This window comes from Candidatus Giovannonibacteria bacterium (assembly GCA_016432405.1).
Taxonomy (GTDB): domain Bacteria; phylum Patescibacteriota; class Minisyncoccia; order UBA11713; family 2-01-FULL-45-33; genus MFHE01.
The window spans coordinates 79,453-96,315 of sequence record CP066687.1 but is presented as its reverse complement, the minus strand read 5'-3'; the positions used below and the strand labels follow the sequence as shown (position 1 = coordinate 96,315).

Genomic DNA, 16,863 nt, shown 5'->3' with positions numbered 1-16,863 from the left:
TAAAAAAGTCAAGCCCGCCTAATAAATCTGCGCGGCGCCGCGGATTTCAAAGTGGACATGGCAGCCGGATGAATTGCCGGTAGAGCCGACTGTGCCTATCATAAATCCTTGGGACACGTATTGGCCGACGGAAACAAAAATCTGCGATAAGTGCGCGTAAACCGTCTGCGTGCCATTGGGATGCGCGATCACAACATATTTTCCATACCCTCCGTTCCATCCGTAATTTCTGGCGACAATCACCGTGCCGCTTGCCGACGCGTAGACCGGGGTCAAGCAACTGACCGCCAAATCCACTCCGTTAAATCCATGAAGTCCGCGCGGGTTTGAAGCTGTTGCGCGCGAGTTTCGCCCCCCCGCAACCGGACGCATAAAATACCCCGGCAACGACAAACTGCCGGATCCGCGCACGGGCGCGTATCGCGGCACCTCAATTTCAACATCTGGGATAATAATAGTTATTCCTTCTTCCAAAAAGCCATCCGCAGATAGATTGAAATTGGAATTAGAATTAATAATTTCCTGCACATCGCCTTTGTATTTGGCGGCGATGGCTTTAATCGTATCTCCTTTTTTCACGGTGTAGGGAAAACCGCTTATCGGGAAAATTACCAGCGTATCGCCGGACTTTACCAGGTCGCCGTTTTTTAAGTTATTAGCCCAATAAATATCGCTTACTCTCAAGTTGAACATATCCGCTATTTTGGAAAGCGTGTCGCCTTCGCGCACAACGTACGTCGTAATCTGGTCAAGTTTGTAAGTTTCCACGTCCGCGACGCTGCCCATCGGCCCCACGACCGGGAGCAAAGAAGAGTCCCCAACGAAATTTATGACCGCGCCTCCCGTGGCCGCCTTGGGGTTTGTGGTAGCGGGCGCTTTTAGCAAAGGGATGTTTTGCGAATTATAAAAAGCGGCCTCTTCGCCCCCGCCGCCCAAAAGCTTTTCCAAAAAAGAGAAGATTCCGGCGTTCGCGGCGCCGGCAAGGAGCGTCCAGGCCAAAATAGCCGCCGTAAACGGCAAAAAAGGCCACCCAAGATTTTCCTTATTTAAGATGAGTTTAAGAGTTAAAAGTCTAAGTAAATGGAGTATCGGCTTTCTGCTCCCATCGCGACCGTAAAGCCATAGTAGCATTCTCGGAAGGAGAAATCAACCCCATCCAAAAAGATGTCCACACCCCCAAAAACTGGTATTATAGCCCCATAACTATGGCGGGCGAGCTAAATCCGAAGCAAAAAGAGGCGGTGGAGGCCACTGAAGGCCCAGTTTTAGTTGTGGCCGGAGCGGGAGCGGGAAAAACCAAGGTCATAGCCGAGAGAATTAACCATCTCATTGAAAAAGGCGTCAGTCCGGAGAATATTTTGGCGGTGACATTCACGAATAAGGCGGCGGGGGAGATGCGGGAGAGAACCGCCATAAGCCATAAGCCGTACGGCGTAGAGCATACGGCATACAGTATTCCCTTCATCGGCACTTTCCACGCTCTCGGGCTTTTGATAATTAAAGAAAATTTGGCGAGGGGGTTTACTATTTTAGACGAAGACGATTCATTAAAATTAATCAGAGAGTGCCTGTTGGAGCTCAAAGTTGACCCAAAGCAATTTGACCCGTCGCGGATAAGGGGGCGCGTTTCTCTTTTGAAAAATCATCTGGTCACGGCGGAAAATTTCGCCGAAGAGGGCTTTTTTGCGGAGATTCTCGGAAGGGCCTGGCGGCTTTACGAAACAAAGAAAGGCAAGCAAAACCAGCTAGACTTTGACGACCTGCTTTTAAAACCGGTTTTGCTTTTCGGGCGCGAGCCGGAGATTTTAAAAAAATACCAAAACCGCTGGAAATATATCCATATAGACGAATATCAAGACACCAACGCGGCGCAATACGCGCTTTCCAATCTGCTCGCCGGCGAGCGCAAAAATATACTGGCTGTTGGCGACGTTGACCAGGCAATCTACAGCTGGCGCGGGGCGGACTTTAAAAACATTTTAAATTTCCAGAAAGATTATCCGGAGGCGAAAATTGTTTTTTTGGAAGAAAACTACCGCTCAACGGACGTAATTTTGGAGGCGGCGAACGCCGTCATATCCCGCAACAAGTTCAGAATTCCCAAAAATCTCTGGACAAATCGGGCGGTGGAAGAGTCCTCACAAATCCGCCTGGTCTTTGCCGAGGACGAAAAGAGGGAAGCGGAAATCGTGGCCGCGGAAATCAATTTTTTGAGAAAAAAAATCAAGCTTGGGGAAATTGCCGCGCTTTACCGCACCAACGCCCAGTCGCGGGCGTTGGAAGAGGTTTTTTTGGAGCGGAACATACCTTACAAAATCACCGGCGGCGTCAGATTTTACGAAAGGCGTGAAATAAAAGACCTGATATCCTACCTGCGGCTTATTAGAAACCCGAAAGACGAATTAAGCCGCAAAAGAATCGCCAACGTCCCGCCGCGCAAAAAAAAGAAAATAGATTTTGAGAAACTTATGGAAAATTTCCGCAAAGAAGGCGAGGGCTTGGGAGCGCACGGGCTTTTAAAAAAAATAATCGGGGAAATAGGGTATAGGGATTACATTGACGACGGCACCGAAAAGGGAAAAGAGAGATGGCAAAACATAGAAGAGCTTTTGGGGTTAGCAGAAAAAATAGAAGACGCGGACAAATTTTTGGAACACGTTTCCCTCTTCGCGGTAGACGATAAATATGACCCAGTTGAGGACAAAATTAATTTAATGACCATGCATTCGGCCAAAGGGCTGGAATTTGAGGCCGTTTTCGTGGTCGGGCTGGAAGAGGGGCTATTTCCACACGCGCTTTCTTTGGAGCCGGAGGATTTGGAAGAAGAGCGCCGGCTCTGCTACGTGGCGATAACCCGCGCCAAAACCCGCCTCTACCTCACCTCCGCCGCGCGGCGGACGCTTTTCGGAGAAAGGGCGGCCAATATGCCCTCGCGGTTTTTGGCGGAGATACCGGAGCATTTGCTCGTTTACGTAAATAAGCCGGAAGAAAATGAGGAAATTATCGTGGAGTAAAAACAGGCGCCTAGGGCAGCATTTTTTAAACAATAAAAAAATTCTGGAGGAGATGGCGCGCGCGGCCAAGATTTCAAAACAAGATATTGTTTTGGAAGTCGGGCCTGGAATGGGCTCGCTTACAGAGATTTTGGCCGCGCGCGCCAAAAAAGTGATTGCCGTGGAAAAAGACCGCGAATTGATTCCGGTTTTGCGCGAAAAATTTAAAGATTTTAAGAATATGGAAATCATTGAAGGAGATGTGCTCAAAATTTTCAATTTTCAATTTCCAATTTTCAATAAATTTAAAAATTTTAAAGTCGTCGCCAACCTTCCCTACTACATAACCTCGCGCTTTTTACGTCTATTTCTGTCCGAAACTAAGTTTCGGTCAAAACTTATTGTGCTAATGGTGCAAAAAGAGGTCGCGGAAAGAATCTGCGCGAAACCTCCGCGCATGAATTTGCTGGCGCTTTCCGTCCAAGCTTACGCTGAGCCGGAAATTATCCGCTACGTCTCAAAAAATTTTTTCTCGCCTCCGCCAAAAGTTGATTCTGTAATAATTAAGATAACCCCCTTAATCCCCCTTACTTTAAGGGGGAAAGCAAAAAAGAGTTCCCCTCTTAAGGTAAGAGGGGCTGGGGGAGTTATGGGTGTTGAAAAAATTCTTGCCGTTGCAAAAATTGCCTTCCAGCAAAAACGCAAAATGTTGCGGCATTCAATCGGCAAAAAAATCACATTGCCGGAAAAATATCAAAACAAGCGCCCCGAGGAACTTTCGCTCAAGGACTGGGCTGAAATATTAAGGTATAATTAAAACATGAAACCAAGCCGACGCAAATCCGCAGTTTTCTTGGCCGGACTCACGGCGCTTATTTCTTTCTATCCGTTAATCGCGTCTGCAGCAATAAACCCCACCGACTTTCAATTAAACAAGCCCTTCGGCGGCAAAATCACAAAAATCCAGGCCTGCCAGAACCCCAAGGGCCTGCTTTTGCATATCGGCCGAAACGTTTGCCAAGACATTTTTTGTCATTCATTTAAATTCGTTGGCGAAAAATACCTTCTGACAGATTCCAGCAAAATCCACCAATACTACAACATAACGCCGGGCACTTGGACGCTTGGCCTGGCCGAGCCGGTTCCGGTAGAGTGCAGAGGCAACCCAAGCCCGATAGGGGGCTTCTCAGCCGGCAATTTAATTGACGGAGCGCTAGAATCAGGCCTGATAGATGTTGCCCCGTTATTAAATGAATTCGACGAGGTAATAGGAACGGTGTTTAGCGGCCCATTGGGCGAATTTATCATAACCGGGCCCTTCGGCGAAGGCCTGGCGGAACTTATCTCCGCCGTTATCCCGGGCCTCCAGATAATTTCACTTGCTTTTGCGGTATTTAGCTTCGCTTTCCCCAAAAAACCGCCATCTTTAGGCTCGGCTTACCCCATAATCCGCATCGGCACCGGCCCCGAGCCCGCCTCCAATCTTTCCCCACCTTTGCTTACGCCCATTTAAAGTAGGGCGTGGTATAATTAAGGTGGTGAAATGGGCTATCTTCCGTCAAAAAATTTCATAGCCCTTGTTTCCGCTATCTTGGTGGCGATGTTTTCCGGCTGGCTCTCTCTCCGGGTATGGAATGCCCCTTCATTGGCGGTAAAAAACGCCCAAAAATCTGCCCAAATATCATTCCTTGCGGCTTACAAAGAAGCGACCCGTGATTCGGACGGAGACGCTCTTAAGGATTGGGAAGAAATTCTCTGGAAAACGGACATAAATAATCCCGACACCGACAAAGACGGCACCGACGACGGCGAGGAAGTGCGGGAAGGCAGAGATCCTCTGATTGCGGGATACAAATTAAAAAACGGTTCGCCAGCTGGCGAATGGAGCGACAAGTTTAAGACGCCGGAGGAAGCAAAAGGCAAGGCGGCGACCTCAGCGCCCCAGACACTTACCGAGCGCATAGCCCAAAAATTCGCCGTTGAGTACCTTTCGGCTTTGGGCGGAGCGGGCGGGGAGCTGGACGATTTTCAAAAACGCGCCGTCTCCGAGTCGCTTCTAGAATCCTTGGCCGGCGCGACGCTCCCCGCGAGCAACAAATTCTCCGACAAGGATATATTGATTGAAAACGGCGCCTCGGCCGATTTCATAAAATCCTACCTCAACTCCGCCGGTGCTTTCATTGAAAAAACTTTCTCCGGATTGGGGGAGGCGGAAATCAATATTTTAAACCGCGCGATGACAACGGGCAATTTTAAAGAGCTGGAAAAGCTCCTGCCTTACATAAACGCCTACCAGAAAACCATTGACTTTTTGAAAACCAAGCGTGTTCCGGGAGAATACGCGGCTCCCCACCTTGAATTGATGAATACTTTCTACGGCATCGCCCTCGCCGTCCGCGATATGCAGTATTCGGAGAAAGACCCGGTGCGGGGGCTGGCCGGGCTTTCCGCGTATTTAAACCAGGTTAACCGGCTTTCGGCGTTTTACAAATCAATGGCAAGGCAGATTAAAGCGGGCAGTATAGCGTTTTCACCCACCGATGGCGGGAATCATTTTATAAAATACGGCGCAGAATGAAATTTTTTGCAAAAAAAATATTCACAGTTTTCTTAAGCGGAGCCCTCGGGGCAAGCTTAATATTGCCGGGCTTCGCGATTGCCGAGACGGACGTGCAAGCCGGATTTGATATAAACGACTTTCAGGGCGGTGCTTTGGACCTTTTGATAAAGGACTCCGTGCCCACGGATTTGGTTCAGGAAAGAGCCGGGACAGAAAAGGATTTGGTCAACAGCATGTTTTGGGTTTTCGCCAAAACGCTCGTAAAACACATGACCGACCAGATAGTCAATTTAATCCGCACCGGCGGGCAGGGGGGCGGGCCGCTGTTTGTGACCAACTGGTCGGATTTTCTTCTGGACGCCGCCGACCAGGCGAGCGGAGTATTTTTAAAAGAACTCAACCTCACGCGGCTCTGCGAGCCCTTCGCACCGCAGCTTCGGATAATTTTCAACACCGGCAGAAGGCCTCTGCAGGACCGCTTCCGCTGCACGGTTTCCGCGGTCGCAGGAAATTTGCAGAATTTTTTCAATGATTTCAACAGCGGCGGCTGGGCAACCTGGATACAGCTTACGGAAGTGCAGAACAACCCCTACGGGGCGTATCTGGGGCTTTTGGAAGAAAACGAAAAACGGCAGACAATCGCCGTGGAGGCGAAACTTAACGAAGCGCTCGCCGCGCGCGGATTTTTGAATCTTGAAGAATGCGAAGACGTGCTGATAGAGGCCGACGGCGGCTATGACGAGCCCGAAACAAAAAAACGCTGCCAAACCGTAAGCCCGGGCGCGTGGCTTGAAAACCGACTCGCAAAAGCCACGACCGCGGACATCGAACAGCTGAATCTGGCCGATTCGTTTAATGAGATACTTATGGCCTCGCTCCAGACCCTGCTTCAAAACCTCTTCTTCCAGCAAGGGGGCCTCCGCTCAGCGAACATCGGCAACATCGGCATCCAGCAGGATTTGGATGCCATAAAAGGAAACGGGATTATCGTCTCGCACGTGGACGAAGCGGTTCTCCTGACCGAAAGCGTGATTACAACTAAAGAAAGCTCTCTGGCGCTCGTGACAGATGAGATTAAAACCCTCCAAAACCTCCGCGCTTGCAAGCAGCTCAAAAATGAGCCCATTGCCACCATTGACAACCGAATATCAACGGCGACCACAACCAAATTAAGGGTTGAAAATAACATTGTGGAGCAAACCATTTTCAAAGAGACACTAAAAGACGACAAGCTGGCGATGCAGCTTGCCGAGACGGTAAAAGAATTCCAGGACGCGTTCACCAAAACCCAATCCGACGTTTCAAAAACGGCGAGCTTGAGCGTCGCCCAATTTGAAAACGCCGGAATCGCCGCCGACAAGAAAAAGGCCGAAGACGACTTAGCCGCGTGCCTGGCCCCGCCGGCAGTAAATCCATGATTTTAAATAACGCAAAAAAACTCCAAATCCCGCTCGTTTCAATAATCTTATTGAGTTTGGTTTTGAGTTTCGCAGTAGCAACATTGGCATTGGCGGCGCAAAGCCCAGCGCCCATAATTCCCGGACAAACCGCCTTTGAGCAAAGCTATGTAAATAAAGCGTCATCTATTGGCACTGCGCTTCTGCTTTGGCCTTTGAATACTGTTATAACGGCGATTCTTCTTTTTCTCTCTTGGCTGGTGACAATCGCGGGCACTGCTTTTGACGCATCGCTCGTCTTCAGTTTGTCCGTCTTGCGACAATCGGCCGCGATTAAAGCCGGCTGGGATATTTCCAGAAACGTGGCCAACTTGTTTTTCATACTTATACTTTTGGCAATCGCCGTTGCCACGATTTTGCGCGTGCAAACCCACAATGCCAAGGCCCTTCTCATAAAACTCATTGTTATCGCATTACTTATAAACTTTAGCTTAACTATGGGCTACGTCATCATTGATGCGGCAAATATACTCGGGCTTCAATTTTATAACGCCATAACCAACAACGGCACCGTAGCGGTGACAACAAAAATAATGGAGGGCACGAAGTTACAAAATTTATTCAACGTTGACTCGCCGCCCCAAGCGGCCGCAGTTACAAACAACGGATCATCGTGGACTCAACTTTCGGCAGGCACTGTTCTTACAACCATAGGAGGAATTTTAGGAGGAGGAATAGTTTGCGCCGTAACCGCCTGCGCTGCGGCCATTCCAGTAGCGCTTGGCATCGCCGGGGGCGGATTTTTGGGCGCTGCCACCAACTTCATAAAAAATTCAGCCGGCCTGGATTTTACGCAAGCCAGCTTATATTTCTCCGAGGTTTTAGGCACAACTATTTTTTTTGTGCCACTAATTTTTATACTTTTTGTCGGCGCAATTTTCTTCTTAATACGAAGCGCTATGCTAATATTACTACTAATACTTTCTCCAATCGCATTCATATCCTACGTGCTGCCGGAAACAGAAAGCCGGCTCTGGAAACCATGGTGGGCAGAATTTCTGTGTCAGGCGTTTTTTCTGCCGGCATTTATGTTTCTGCTTTACATAAGCATAAGCTTTTTAATTGAAATAGCAAAAATTGTGCCGAGCGCGGCACCAATAAAATCTATGCCCGTGCTCATGCTAAACATAATAGCGGTTGTTATGTTATTGGCCTCACTACTTTTGGCTAAAAAAATGGGCTGCATGGGAGGCAGTTTGGCGCTAAGCTGGGCAACTACTGGCAGAAAATGGCTCACGGGGGTGGTGGGAGGAGTGGCGGCCAGGAGCTTAGTGGCGCCGATTGGGGCGAGATTGCAGCAATCGCAAGCGATTGGGAGAATCACTAGAGCATCTCCGACGCTTGGCTACTATGCCCGCCAAGCAACTGGCTGGCTAGCGGCTCGCGGAAAAGCGCCCGAGCAGGCAGAAAACATGGCCAAAGCAGCGCTGGGGCAGGCCGAAAGCACCTGGGGCAGTTCTTTCCAAAAACTTAATCGCGCGGGCAAAGAGGCCATGTTGAGAGGTATGACGCCGGAACAGCGGGCCACATTTGTAAACAGCTTAACCGGAAGCCAAAAAACAATAGCGGAAAACATTCTCCGCTCGCCGCAATTTTCAGCCGCCGAGCAGGCTAAATTTAATCTTGAAGAATTCAGAAGGATGCCTTTAGACCAGCAGAAAGCGAGGTTTGCGACTTATGACGCGCAGACGCAGGAATCAATTTTGAAAGGCCTAAATGACGAAGAAAAAGCCAACTTTATTGGCTCGCTGGAGGCCACTAACCCGACTCTCGCAACGTCAGCGGAAAATATATTGAAATCACGGCTAAGCCCGAAAGATTACCAAAGCTTCAAGGTTGCCAAAGTCGCGCGCCAGCCAAAAAGCACGCAGACAGCCGCTTGGTCTCAACCGGATTTCACCGAAGATGATAAAGAAGCGCTGCTGCGCAAGATGAAGAGCGATGAAGACAGAGCCGAGTTCGTGGACTCGCTCGGCACTCCGGGCGCTCCCGCGCGCGATTCCGCGGAAAGCGTTATCCGCAGCCGCTTCGCTCCAAAAGATTACCAAAGCTTCAAGGTTGCCAGCATTTTACGCAAGCCCGAGAACGAACAGAGAAACGAGTGGCTTGCGCTTGACCCAACCACGGGACTCCCCAAACTTAAAGATGACGACAAAGAGGCATTGCTACGCAAGAAAGACGCTAAAGGGCAGGCCAGATTTATTGATGGCCTTGTTGGAACTGCAGACAAGGCGGCGGCCCAAAATATTATTCAAACAAGATTCAGCGCCGGGGAGCAAAGAGCACACAAAGAAGCAGCCATTGAAAACGTCGCTTCAAAGCCGGTAAGCGCAATTAAAACGGCTATTGCCACAATGCCTCCGGAAGATCTGGAAATCTTGGTTAAAGTCGGCGATGAGAATAAGATTGTTGCGCTTATCAATACCATAGCCGACCGCAGCAAAGTGAAGAACATCGGCAAAGCCATTAAAAAGTTAGGCCTTGATGCTAAGTATCGAAGATATTTGAACCCGATAGATAAGGTTGAGTTTATAGACGAAGCCGATCCGGCCAGCCCGGACTTTCAAGAAAGGGCTGCAACGGAGATTCGAAACACCTCGCCCAGGGATATTGCGCAAAGAACTCAACCGAAGGTCATAGAAACGGATGTATTTAAACAAGCTTTCCTTGGAACTCCCGGGCCGACGGGGAGGAAAGGCGGCGGCGGCATTACCCAGCTCATTTCCCTTATTGATACTCCGGCCAAAGCCGACGCCGTAAAAAGAATGCTGGCAGAAGCCACAAATAATAATTTGGCTGCGCCGCCCGGCGACATAATCCGGCTGTTTGAAACCAAGTACAATAACAAAGAGCTAGGCCAGCAGATAGTTGAACTAAGGGATCGGGCGCGGCAAGCTATGTCGCCGGTAGAAAAGCAATTTATCCAGCAAGTATTCGGCTAAAAATATGACTGCGCAAATTAAACAAGAAGAGATAATCGCAAAATATCAGGAGCTCCCCGAAGACCTCCAGAAAGCCTTAGTGTCTTCGTTTTTTTCCAATGCAATAACGGATGCCGGTAAAAAATTCGGGCTCGCGATTGATAAAATAGGGGAGCTTGCCGAAGAAACCGGCTTTGTGATGCTCGGCGTCACTCCGCCTTCGGAGTACGTAAAAAATCTGACGGGGCGGCTCGGGGTCGCGCCGGAGAAAGCGCGGGCGATTGCGGAAGAAATCAACCAAAAAGTTTTCCAGCCGGTGCGGGAGTCGCTGAAGAAAATTCATGGATTGGGGGGAAGTGTTCTAAAGCCGCTCCCCAAGCGAGAAGATATTATCGCGCCGCCCACACCACCCTCGCCCCCTCCTTATCAAGGAGGGGACAAAGGGGAGGTAATCCCGTCAATTTTCGTAAAAAATATCCCCCCGCCCGTCGGGGAATTTGCAAAGGTCGTACCGGACATCTTGCCGGCCAAACAAGAACCGTTGCCGCCGAACCACCTTGCCGCCAAAAGCGCGCTGGAGAAAGATTTAAACGCCCCGGCGCCAAAGCAGAAGCCACAATACGAGAAAGACCCTTATAGAGAACAAATAGAATAATATGCAGCATCAAGTTCCGCAATTTATAGACATAGAAGACAAGATTTTCGGTCCCTTGACCGCAAAGCAGTTTTTCTACATGCTGGGCGGTGCGGCGATTATTTTTTTGATGTATGTTTATCTTCAGCTTTGGCTGGTTATATTTTTGGGCGCGCCGGTGGCTGCTTTCACTGGAGCGCTGGCGTTTTTGAAAATAAACGGCCAGCCGTTTATTAAAGTGCTCGCGGCCGCATTGAATTATTCTTCTTCGGCGAGATTATATTTATGGAAGAAAACCCCGCCCAGCTTATCGATCCCGCCCGGCGGGAAGAAACCTTCGGAGCCGGGCGGGGCTCCAAAGCTCACCCAAAGCAAATTACAAGACCTGTCCTGGTCGCTGGATATTCAAAAGCAATTAAAGAGATGAAATTAGAAATTCTATAAACCAATGCCTCAAGCGCAAGCATCACAGGAAATATTGGACATACAGGAAATCAGGGACGGCGTCCTTGTCCTAAAAGACGGCTCGCTCCGGGCGGTGCTTATGGCCTCGTCCTTGAATTTTGCCTTAAAGAGCGCCGACGAGCAGACGGCGGTAATTTTGCAATACCAGAACTTTTTGAACGCGATGGATTTTTCCGTGCAATTTTTCATCCAGTCGCGCAAACTTAACATTGAGCCCTACATTGAAACCCTGAAAGCCGCCGAGGCAAGGCAGCCCAACGAGCTTTTAAAAATCCAGATAGCCGAATATATAGAATTTGTGCGCGCCTTCGTTCGGGCCGCAAACGTTGTCACCAAAAATTTCTACGCCGTCGTTCCTTTCACCCCGCCCCTTTTTCAGACTCCGAAGGAAGGAGTATCAACATTATTGGGCGGCATAGGCAGCTTATTGGGCACAAAACAATCCAAGAAAGGGGCGGGGCTAACCCAGGACAAATTTGAGGAATACAAAAACCAGCTCTGGCAAAGGGCGGACAGCGTAATCCAGGGGCTCGTGCGCGCCGGCGTAAGAGCGGTGCCGCTTAACACCGAGGAGCTGATAGAATTATTTTACGGGCTTTATAATCCGGGCGAGCTGGATAAAGGCAAGCCCCCGACCTTGCAATAAAATGGCGCTATTAGATATATTTAGAAAAAAAGAAAAGCCGGCGGAGATAACTCCGGTTTTTCCGGAGGAAATTTACCGCGCCGGAACCTTGGAGCTCCGCGACATCATTGCGCCGGCCGCTTTGGAGGTGGCGGCGAACAACGTGCGGCTTGGGGAAAAACTGATGCGGACGCTTTTCGTCTTCGCGCTCCCGAGATTTTTGTCTTCAAACTGGTTCAGCCCCGTGATAAATCTGGACAAGGTTTTTGACGTATCAATTTTCATCCATCCGGTTGACACGGCCGCAGTCCTGCGGAAACTCCAGAGAAAAGTCGCCGAGGTGCAGTCGCAAATCGCCATCCGCCAGGAAAAAGGACTGGTGCGTGACCCGGTTTTGGACACGGCTTTCCAGGATCTGGAATCACTGCGGGACAAGCTTCAGCAGGCGCAGGAACGGCTTTTTAACTTCGGGCTTTATGTCGCCGTCTACGGCAATACAATGGAAGAGTTGGATAAGGTGGAAGCGGAGATAAAATCAATGCTGGAGTCGCGTCTTGTCTACGCCAAGCCGGCGCTCTTCCAGCAAAAAGAAGGGCTGGGGTCCGTATTCCCGCAGGCAACGGACAAGCTGGCGGTAAACAACTTTTTAAACTCATCCCCGGCGTCCAGCATTTTTCCGTTCGTTTCCTTTGACCTTACTTCCAACAAAGGAATTCTCTACGGCATAAATTCTCACAACAACTCTTTGGTGCTTTTTGACAGGTTTTCTCTGGAAAACTACAACTCGGTTATTTTCGCCAAGGCCGGAGCCGGAAAGTCCTACGCGACCAAACTGGAAATTCTGCGCTCCTTGATGTTTGAAACGGACGTGATAGTCATAGACCCGGAGAGGGAGTATGAATATCTGGCGGAGGCGGTCGGCGGAAGATATTTCAACATATCCCTGACCTCGCACCACCACATAAATCCTTTTGACTTGCCGACGCCCCGGGAGGACGAGTCTCCGGCCGACGTCCTGCGCTCGCACATCATAAACCTGGTGGGGCTTTTTCGGATAATGCTCGGCGGGCTGACGCCGGAAGAAGACGCCGTGATTGACCGGGCTATTACCGAGACCTATGCTTCGCGCGACATAACCACCGACTCCGATTTTCAAAAAGCGGTCCCGCCGATACTTTCCGATTTGGAGCTGGTACTCGCGAATATGGAAGGCGGGGAGTCCTTAGCGCAGCGGCTCCGAAAATTCACCAAAGGGACCTGGGCTGGTTTCATCAACCAGCCGACCAATGTTGATATAAACCAAAAGCTGGCGGTTTTCTCGGTGCGCGACATGGAAGACGAGCTTCGGCCGGTGGCGATGTATCTGATTATCAACTACATCTGGAGCGCCGTCCGCGCAGAGCTCAAAAAAAGAATTTTGGTGGTGGACGAGGCATGGTGGATTATGAAAAACGAGGACGGAGCGTCGTTTCTCTACGGCATCGCCAAGCGGGCGAGAAAATATTATCTGGGGGTTGCCACCATTACACAGGATGTTGGCGACTTTTTGAATTCTCCCTACGGGAAGCCCTTAATCACCAACTCTTCAATCCAGATACTGCTCCGCCAATCCCCGGCGTCAATAGAAGTTCTGAAGCAGAATTTCAATCTTACCGAGGAAGAAAAGTTTTTGCTTTTGGAATCCGACGTCGGCGAGGGTTTGTTTTTCGCCGGACTCAAGCACGTGGCAATTAAAATTTTGGCCTCCTACACCGAAGACCAATTAATTACTTCCGACCCTGCCCAGCTTTTGGCGATTAAAAAAGCAAAACAGGATTTTAGCCAGCAACAAACATAATTTATGGCAGAAACCGCAACAAATTACGCAGACCTCCAGCAAGCCCGGAATGAGAGCATGCAAAATACCGCGCCGGCCAAAGCCGCGACGACCGAAGCCGCGAAATTAAGCGTTCCTAACGCAGTTTTGTTGGTTTTGACCGCGCTTTTGATAGACGGGCTGCAATTATTCCTGACCTTAATCATCATCGGAGTGGTGGTAAACTGGATAATAGATGTGTTCGCGCTGCTTTTATTCTACGTGTGGCTTAAAATGCTGGGGATGTCTATGTATGAAAGCAAGGGATTCAAAACACTGCTCTCGCTGATTGGGGCGATGGGGATTGAGATTTTGCCGCTCGTAAATTCCCTGCCCGGCTGGACGGCTTTCGCGGCGCTTACCGTAATTTTTGAATTTTCCGGGCACATGCCGACTTTGGGAAAATTAGCCAAATTGGCATCATTTAAAAAATCGTGAAAACTTTTTACAAAAATTTAATATTCGCTATTTTCTTGGCCGCCGCGGGGGGCGCGGGCGCGCAAACTTTTTCCTCACCGAACGATTTCACGCTAAATGTTTCGCCCCAGTCCCCGCGCGCCGGAAGCGCTGTGACCGTAACCGCGCGCTCATTCGCCTTTGATGGGCGGAGGGCTAGTTTCGCCTGGTTTCTGGGTGGCAAAAAGGTTGATTCCGGAGTGGGACTCTCCGAAAAAACTTTCACTGCGGGCAAACTCGGAACGGAGCTGAATATAATAGTGGAGGTGGCTTCTGTCGAGGGGCTTTTTTACGAGGCGCGCGCAAATATCAACGTGGCCGATATAGATTTTGTTGTCCATCCCTTAACCCATACTCCACTGCTCTACCGCGGAGCCGCTTTAGCAACACCCGGAAGCGAAGTTGGAATTATCGCCGTGCCGCATTTGTTCAGAAACGGCGCAAAACTCAAACCGCAGAACCTGATTTACGAATGGTCCTTGGACAGAAAACCGCTTCTGTCCCAATCCGGCGGGGGGAGAAACAAACTCCTCTTGCGGCTCGCGGACATACGCGGCGGCGAATACGAAATTTCTCTGCGGGTCAGCGCGGCGGACAACGAAATCTTCACGGGCAAAACCGCGCGCTTTAAAACAGCCGCCCCGGAGATAGTTTTCTACAAGACAAATCCGCTTACAGGACAGGGCTCCTCGGCGCTCTCGTCGTTTTTCGCCCGGGCCGGCGAGCAATTTTCAATTTTGGCGGAGCCGTTTTATTTTGGCCTGGATTCCCTCTCGCGCGCAGGGTTTGATTGGAGAGCGAACGGAGAAAAAATCAACCCGGACGCCGGGAATCCCCGACTTTTAAACCTTGAGGCGCCTGCTGGCGCCGAGTCGGCCGCGGACGTTTCAATAACCATCAAAGACGCGAAGGCGCTGTTTCAAAACGCCGAGGGCAGATTAAATATAAAAGCGGAATTATGAAATTAAAAATTTTATTTATCGCAATTCTCCTCTTCGCCGGCGCGTTCGCCTTCGCCGCTGATTATAATTTGCTCCAGCCGCTGCCCCATACCGGCCAAAGCGTGGGCGACTTCCCGACATACGTCGGGAGGATTATTCCTTTTATTTTGGGGCTTGCCGCGGTTTTGGCAGTTGTGATGATAACCATCGGCGGGATTGAATACGCCATATCCGAAGCCGTGGACGCCAAAGCGGACGCCAAAGACCGCATCATCCAGGCGATTTTGGGACTGCTCCTCGCGCTGGCCTCGTGGTTAATTTTATGGACAATAAACCCCGACTTGGTGAATTTGAAACTAAACATTAAAGAACTGCCCGCGGGTCCTGCTTGCCCGCCAGGGCAAAGCAGCAAGTTTTGCGCCGCAACGGAGGAGTGTAAATATAATATTACAGACAAGGAGTGGACTTGTTATAAACCAAACATTCTGCAACCGCCGCCTCCGCAAAATATTATTTTGCCTTCACAGCCCCCCACAAATACAGCCCTCCGCCCAACAACCGCGGCCGCCGACTTCTCCAATAGAAAAAAGATGATTGTGGCTAATGGGCAATTCGATAAAGCAACAGAGCAAAAAATCCAAGAGGCATTGAATAGAGTATATGATATAATGCCGAATAATTATAAATCGTTAAAAAAACCTGTTTCTATATTAAATAGAGCGGCCATGGACGAAGTAAGTAAGGTAGCTGGTGTTGGAACAAGTAGGGGCTTTGTGGCACATAACAATAAATTTGTTGATGGAGTCTTCTTATTGGGAGATGATGTAAATAAAAAAAATTTTTATGAAGTAATATCTGGTCAAAAAACAAGGTTTGAAACAGAGTTTGAAAGGACAACGATTCACGAGTTATCACATGCTCTTACAGCAGAAAAATTCAATAACTTTGATGGAGACACAGAATGGAGAAACCTCTACGAAACGTCTAAAAGGGAAAATAAGGGTTTTGCGTTGCCAGAATTATTAAGCGCAGATTTAGTAAGTCCCTATGCGTCAGTGAATCCCGCAGAAGATATGGGAACGACAGTTGAAGCTTATGTATTTACGAGAGGCCAATATAAAACTGGGGACAAAAGATCAGACGAGATATTGGCGCAAAAATTTGATTGGCTGGAACAAAATGGATTTGTTAAAAAAATGAGATAATTTTATGGAAAACTATTTAACCAAAAGAAATATAATAATCGCGGAGAAGAAATCTGCCCAAGATCGGCAAGATGACATTTTCAGAAAAATGTCCGCGGACAAAAAAGTGGAATTGGGCTCCGCGTTTTGGAGATTGGCTAAAGATTTAGTGGGCAATAAAATAAGCCATGGAACAAATAGATCCGAGACGACTTCTGGTTAATGTCGCGCAAATTCTTGAGCGCCTTAATATTCCCTATATCATTACTGGCGGAATTGCGGTCTTGGTTTGGGGCAGACCAAGATTTACCGCCGATATAGACATAGTTGTGGAATTAAAAACAAGCGATATCTCCAAGCTGGAAAAGGCCCTGCGAGAATTAAGCGGAGCTGGATATATTGACAAGCAATCCATCGAAAAAGCAATTTTACAAGAAGGCGAATTTAATTTCGTAGACGGGGAAACCGGCGTAAAAGTTGACTTTTGGATGTTAAAAAGAAACGCGTTTGACGTTTCCCGGCTACGAAGAAAAATAGCCAAAGAGATTCTTGGCCAAAAAGTGTATTTTTCCTCGCCAGAAGATCTCATTTTAATAAAATTGCAATGGTTTAAAGAATCAGGATCAAGCCGTCAGCTGGAAGACGTTGAATCCATCTTAAAAATTTCTGGCTCCGAACTTGATATAGAATATCTGAAAATGTGGGCTTTAAGGATTGGCGTGGCCGAAATGCTGGAAAAGTTATTAATTAAAAAGATATAATAGTATCATCG

The 16,863-nt window shown here is 49.0% G+C and carries 16 protein-coding genes; 15 read left to right on the top strand and 1 reads right to left on the bottom strand.

From position 1 onward, the window contains the following. Positions 1–18: 18 nt before the first annotated feature. Positions 19–1,131 (bottom strand): peptidoglycan DD-metalloendopeptidase family protein, encoded by a 1,113-nt coding sequence (locus HYW15_00615; protein QQG42716.1) that lies wholly within the window; start codon positions 1,129–1,131, stop codon positions 19–21. Positions 1,132–1,205: 74 nt separating this feature from the next. On the opposite strand from HYW15_00615, the gene HYW15_00610 reads away from it, so the two are divergent. From HYW15_00610 to HYW15_00540, 15 genes are read left to right on the top strand one after another with little or no spacing between them, the layout of a single operon-like run. Beyond that, complete coding sequence (locus HYW15_00610; protein QQG42715.1) at positions 1,206–3,014, top strand: UvrD-helicase domain-containing protein; 1,809 nt, start codon at positions 1,206–1,208, stop codon at positions 3,012–3,014. Next, positions 2,992–3,810 (top strand): ribosomal RNA small subunit methyltransferase A, encoded by an 819-nt coding sequence (gene rsmA / locus HYW15_00605; protein QQG42714.1) that lies wholly within the window; start codon positions 2,992–2,994, stop codon positions 3,808–3,810. The genes HYW15_00610 and rsmA overlap by 23 nt, the downstream gene beginning before the upstream one ends. Positions 3,811–3,813: 3 nt before the next feature. Next, positions 3,814–4,506 carry a hypothetical protein gene (locus HYW15_00600; protein ID QQG42713.1) on the top strand — a complete coding sequence of 231 codons (693 nt, stop codon included), beginning with the start codon at positions 3,814–3,816 and terminating at the stop codon, positions 4,504–4,506. Between the two features lie 30 nt (positions 4,507–4,536). Further along, a complete protein-coding gene (locus HYW15_00595; GenBank protein ID QQG42712.1) occupies positions 4,537–5,571 on the top strand; it encodes a hypothetical protein in 1,035 nt (344 codons plus the stop codon). Continuing rightward, positions 5,568–6,971: a hypothetical protein gene (locus HYW15_00590; GenBank protein ID QQG42711.1), complete on the top strand. Its 1,404-nt coding sequence runs from the start codon at positions 5,568–5,570 to the stop codon at positions 6,969–6,971. Before HYW15_00595 ends, HYW15_00590 begins: the two co-directional genes overlap by 4 nt. Then, positions 6,968–9,952 (top strand): hypothetical protein, encoded by a 2,985-nt coding sequence (locus HYW15_00585; protein QQG42710.1) that lies wholly within the window; start codon positions 6,968–6,970, stop codon positions 9,950–9,952. Before HYW15_00590 ends, HYW15_00585 begins: the two co-directional genes overlap by 4 nt. A 4-nt stretch (positions 9,953–9,956) precedes the next feature. Beyond that, entirely contained in the window at positions 9,957–10,586 is a 630-nt protein-coding gene (locus HYW15_00580) for a hypothetical protein (GenBank protein QQG42709.1), read from the top strand. 1 nt (position 10,587) lies between these two features. Beyond that, entirely contained in the window at positions 10,588–10,992 is a 405-nt protein-coding gene (locus HYW15_00575) for a PrgI family protein (GenBank protein ID QQG42708.1), read from the top strand. A 21-nt stretch (positions 10,993–11,013) separates the two neighbouring features. Further along, positions 11,014–11,676: a hypothetical protein gene (locus tag HYW15_00570; GenBank protein QQG42707.1), complete on the top strand. Its 663-nt coding sequence runs from the start codon at positions 11,014–11,016 to the stop codon at positions 11,674–11,676. A gap of 1 nt (position 11,677) precedes the next feature. Then, positions 11,678–13,492, top strand: coding sequence for an ATP-binding protein (locus tag HYW15_00565; GenBank protein QQG42706.1), 1,815 nt, complete (start codon positions 11,678–11,680; stop codon positions 13,490–13,492). A gap of 3 nt (positions 13,493–13,495) precedes the next feature. Then, positions 13,496–13,948, top strand: coding sequence for a hypothetical protein (locus HYW15_00560; protein QQG42705.1), 453 nt, complete (start codon positions 13,496–13,498; stop codon positions 13,946–13,948). Next, positions 13,945–14,928: a hypothetical protein gene (locus HYW15_00555; protein ID QQG42704.1), complete on the top strand. Its 984-nt coding sequence runs from the start codon at positions 13,945–13,947 to the stop codon at positions 14,926–14,928. Before HYW15_00560 ends, HYW15_00555 begins: the two co-directional genes overlap by 4 nt. Then, positions 14,925–16,112 (top strand): hypothetical protein, encoded by a 1,188-nt coding sequence (locus HYW15_00550; GenBank protein QQG42703.1) that lies wholly within the window; start codon positions 14,925–14,927, stop codon positions 16,110–16,112. Before HYW15_00555 ends, HYW15_00550 begins: the two co-directional genes overlap by 4 nt. A gap of 4 nt (positions 16,113–16,116) precedes the next feature. Continuing rightward, positions 16,117–16,314: a hypothetical protein gene (locus HYW15_00545; protein ID QQG42702.1), complete on the top strand. Its 198-nt coding sequence runs from the start codon at positions 16,117–16,119 to the stop codon at positions 16,312–16,314. Further along, positions 16,280–16,852, top strand: coding sequence for a nucleotidyltransferase (locus tag HYW15_00540; protein ID QQG42701.1), 573 nt, complete (start codon positions 16,280–16,282; stop codon positions 16,850–16,852). Before HYW15_00545 ends, HYW15_00540 begins: the two co-directional genes overlap by 35 nt. Positions 16,853–16,863: the final 11 nt, after the last annotated feature.

Coding starts and splice junctions, on each gene's coding strand:
- HYW15_00615 (QQG42716.1), bottom strand. CDS start 1,131: ATGCTACTATGGCTTTACGGTCGCGATGGGAGCAGAAAGCCGATACTC.
- HYW15_00610 (QQG42715.1), top strand. CDS start 1,206: ATGGCGGGCGAGCTAAATCCGAAGCAAAAAGAGGCGGTGGAGGCCACT.
- rsmA (QQG42714.1), top strand. CDS start 2,992: ATGAGGAAATTATCGTGGAGTAAAAACAGGCGCCTAGGGCAGCATTTT.
- HYW15_00600 (QQG42713.1), top strand. CDS start 3,814: ATGAAACCAAGCCGACGCAAATCCGCAGTTTTCTTGGCCGGACTCACG.
- HYW15_00595 (QQG42712.1), top strand. CDS start 4,537: ATGGGCTATCTTCCGTCAAAAAATTTCATAGCCCTTGTTTCCGCTATC.
- HYW15_00590 (QQG42711.1), top strand. CDS start 5,568: ATGAAATTTTTTGCAAAAAAAATATTCACAGTTTTCTTAAGCGGAGCC.
- HYW15_00585 (QQG42710.1), top strand. CDS start 6,968: ATGATTTTAAATAACGCAAAAAAACTCCAAATCCCGCTCGTTTCAATA.
- HYW15_00580 (QQG42709.1), top strand. CDS start 9,957: ATGACTGCGCAAATTAAACAAGAAGAGATAATCGCAAAATATCAGGAG.
- HYW15_00575 (QQG42708.1), top strand. CDS start 10,588: ATGCAGCATCAAGTTCCGCAATTTATAGACATAGAAGACAAGATTTTC.
- HYW15_00570 (QQG42707.1), top strand. CDS start 11,014: ATGCCTCAAGCGCAAGCATCACAGGAAATATTGGACATACAGGAAATC.
- HYW15_00565 (QQG42706.1), top strand. CDS start 11,678: ATGGCGCTATTAGATATATTTAGAAAAAAAGAAAAGCCGGCGGAGATA.
- HYW15_00560 (QQG42705.1), top strand. CDS start 13,496: ATGGCAGAAACCGCAACAAATTACGCAGACCTCCAGCAAGCCCGGAAT.
- HYW15_00550 (QQG42703.1), top strand. CDS start 14,925: ATGAAATTAAAAATTTTATTTATCGCAATTCTCCTCTTCGCCGGCGCG.
- HYW15_00545 (QQG42702.1), top strand. CDS start 16,117: ATGGAAAACTATTTAACCAAAAGAAATATAATAATCGCGGAGAAGAAA.
- HYW15_00540 (QQG42701.1), top strand. CDS start 16,280: ATGGAACAAATAGATCCGAGACGACTTCTGGTTAATGTCGCGCAAATT.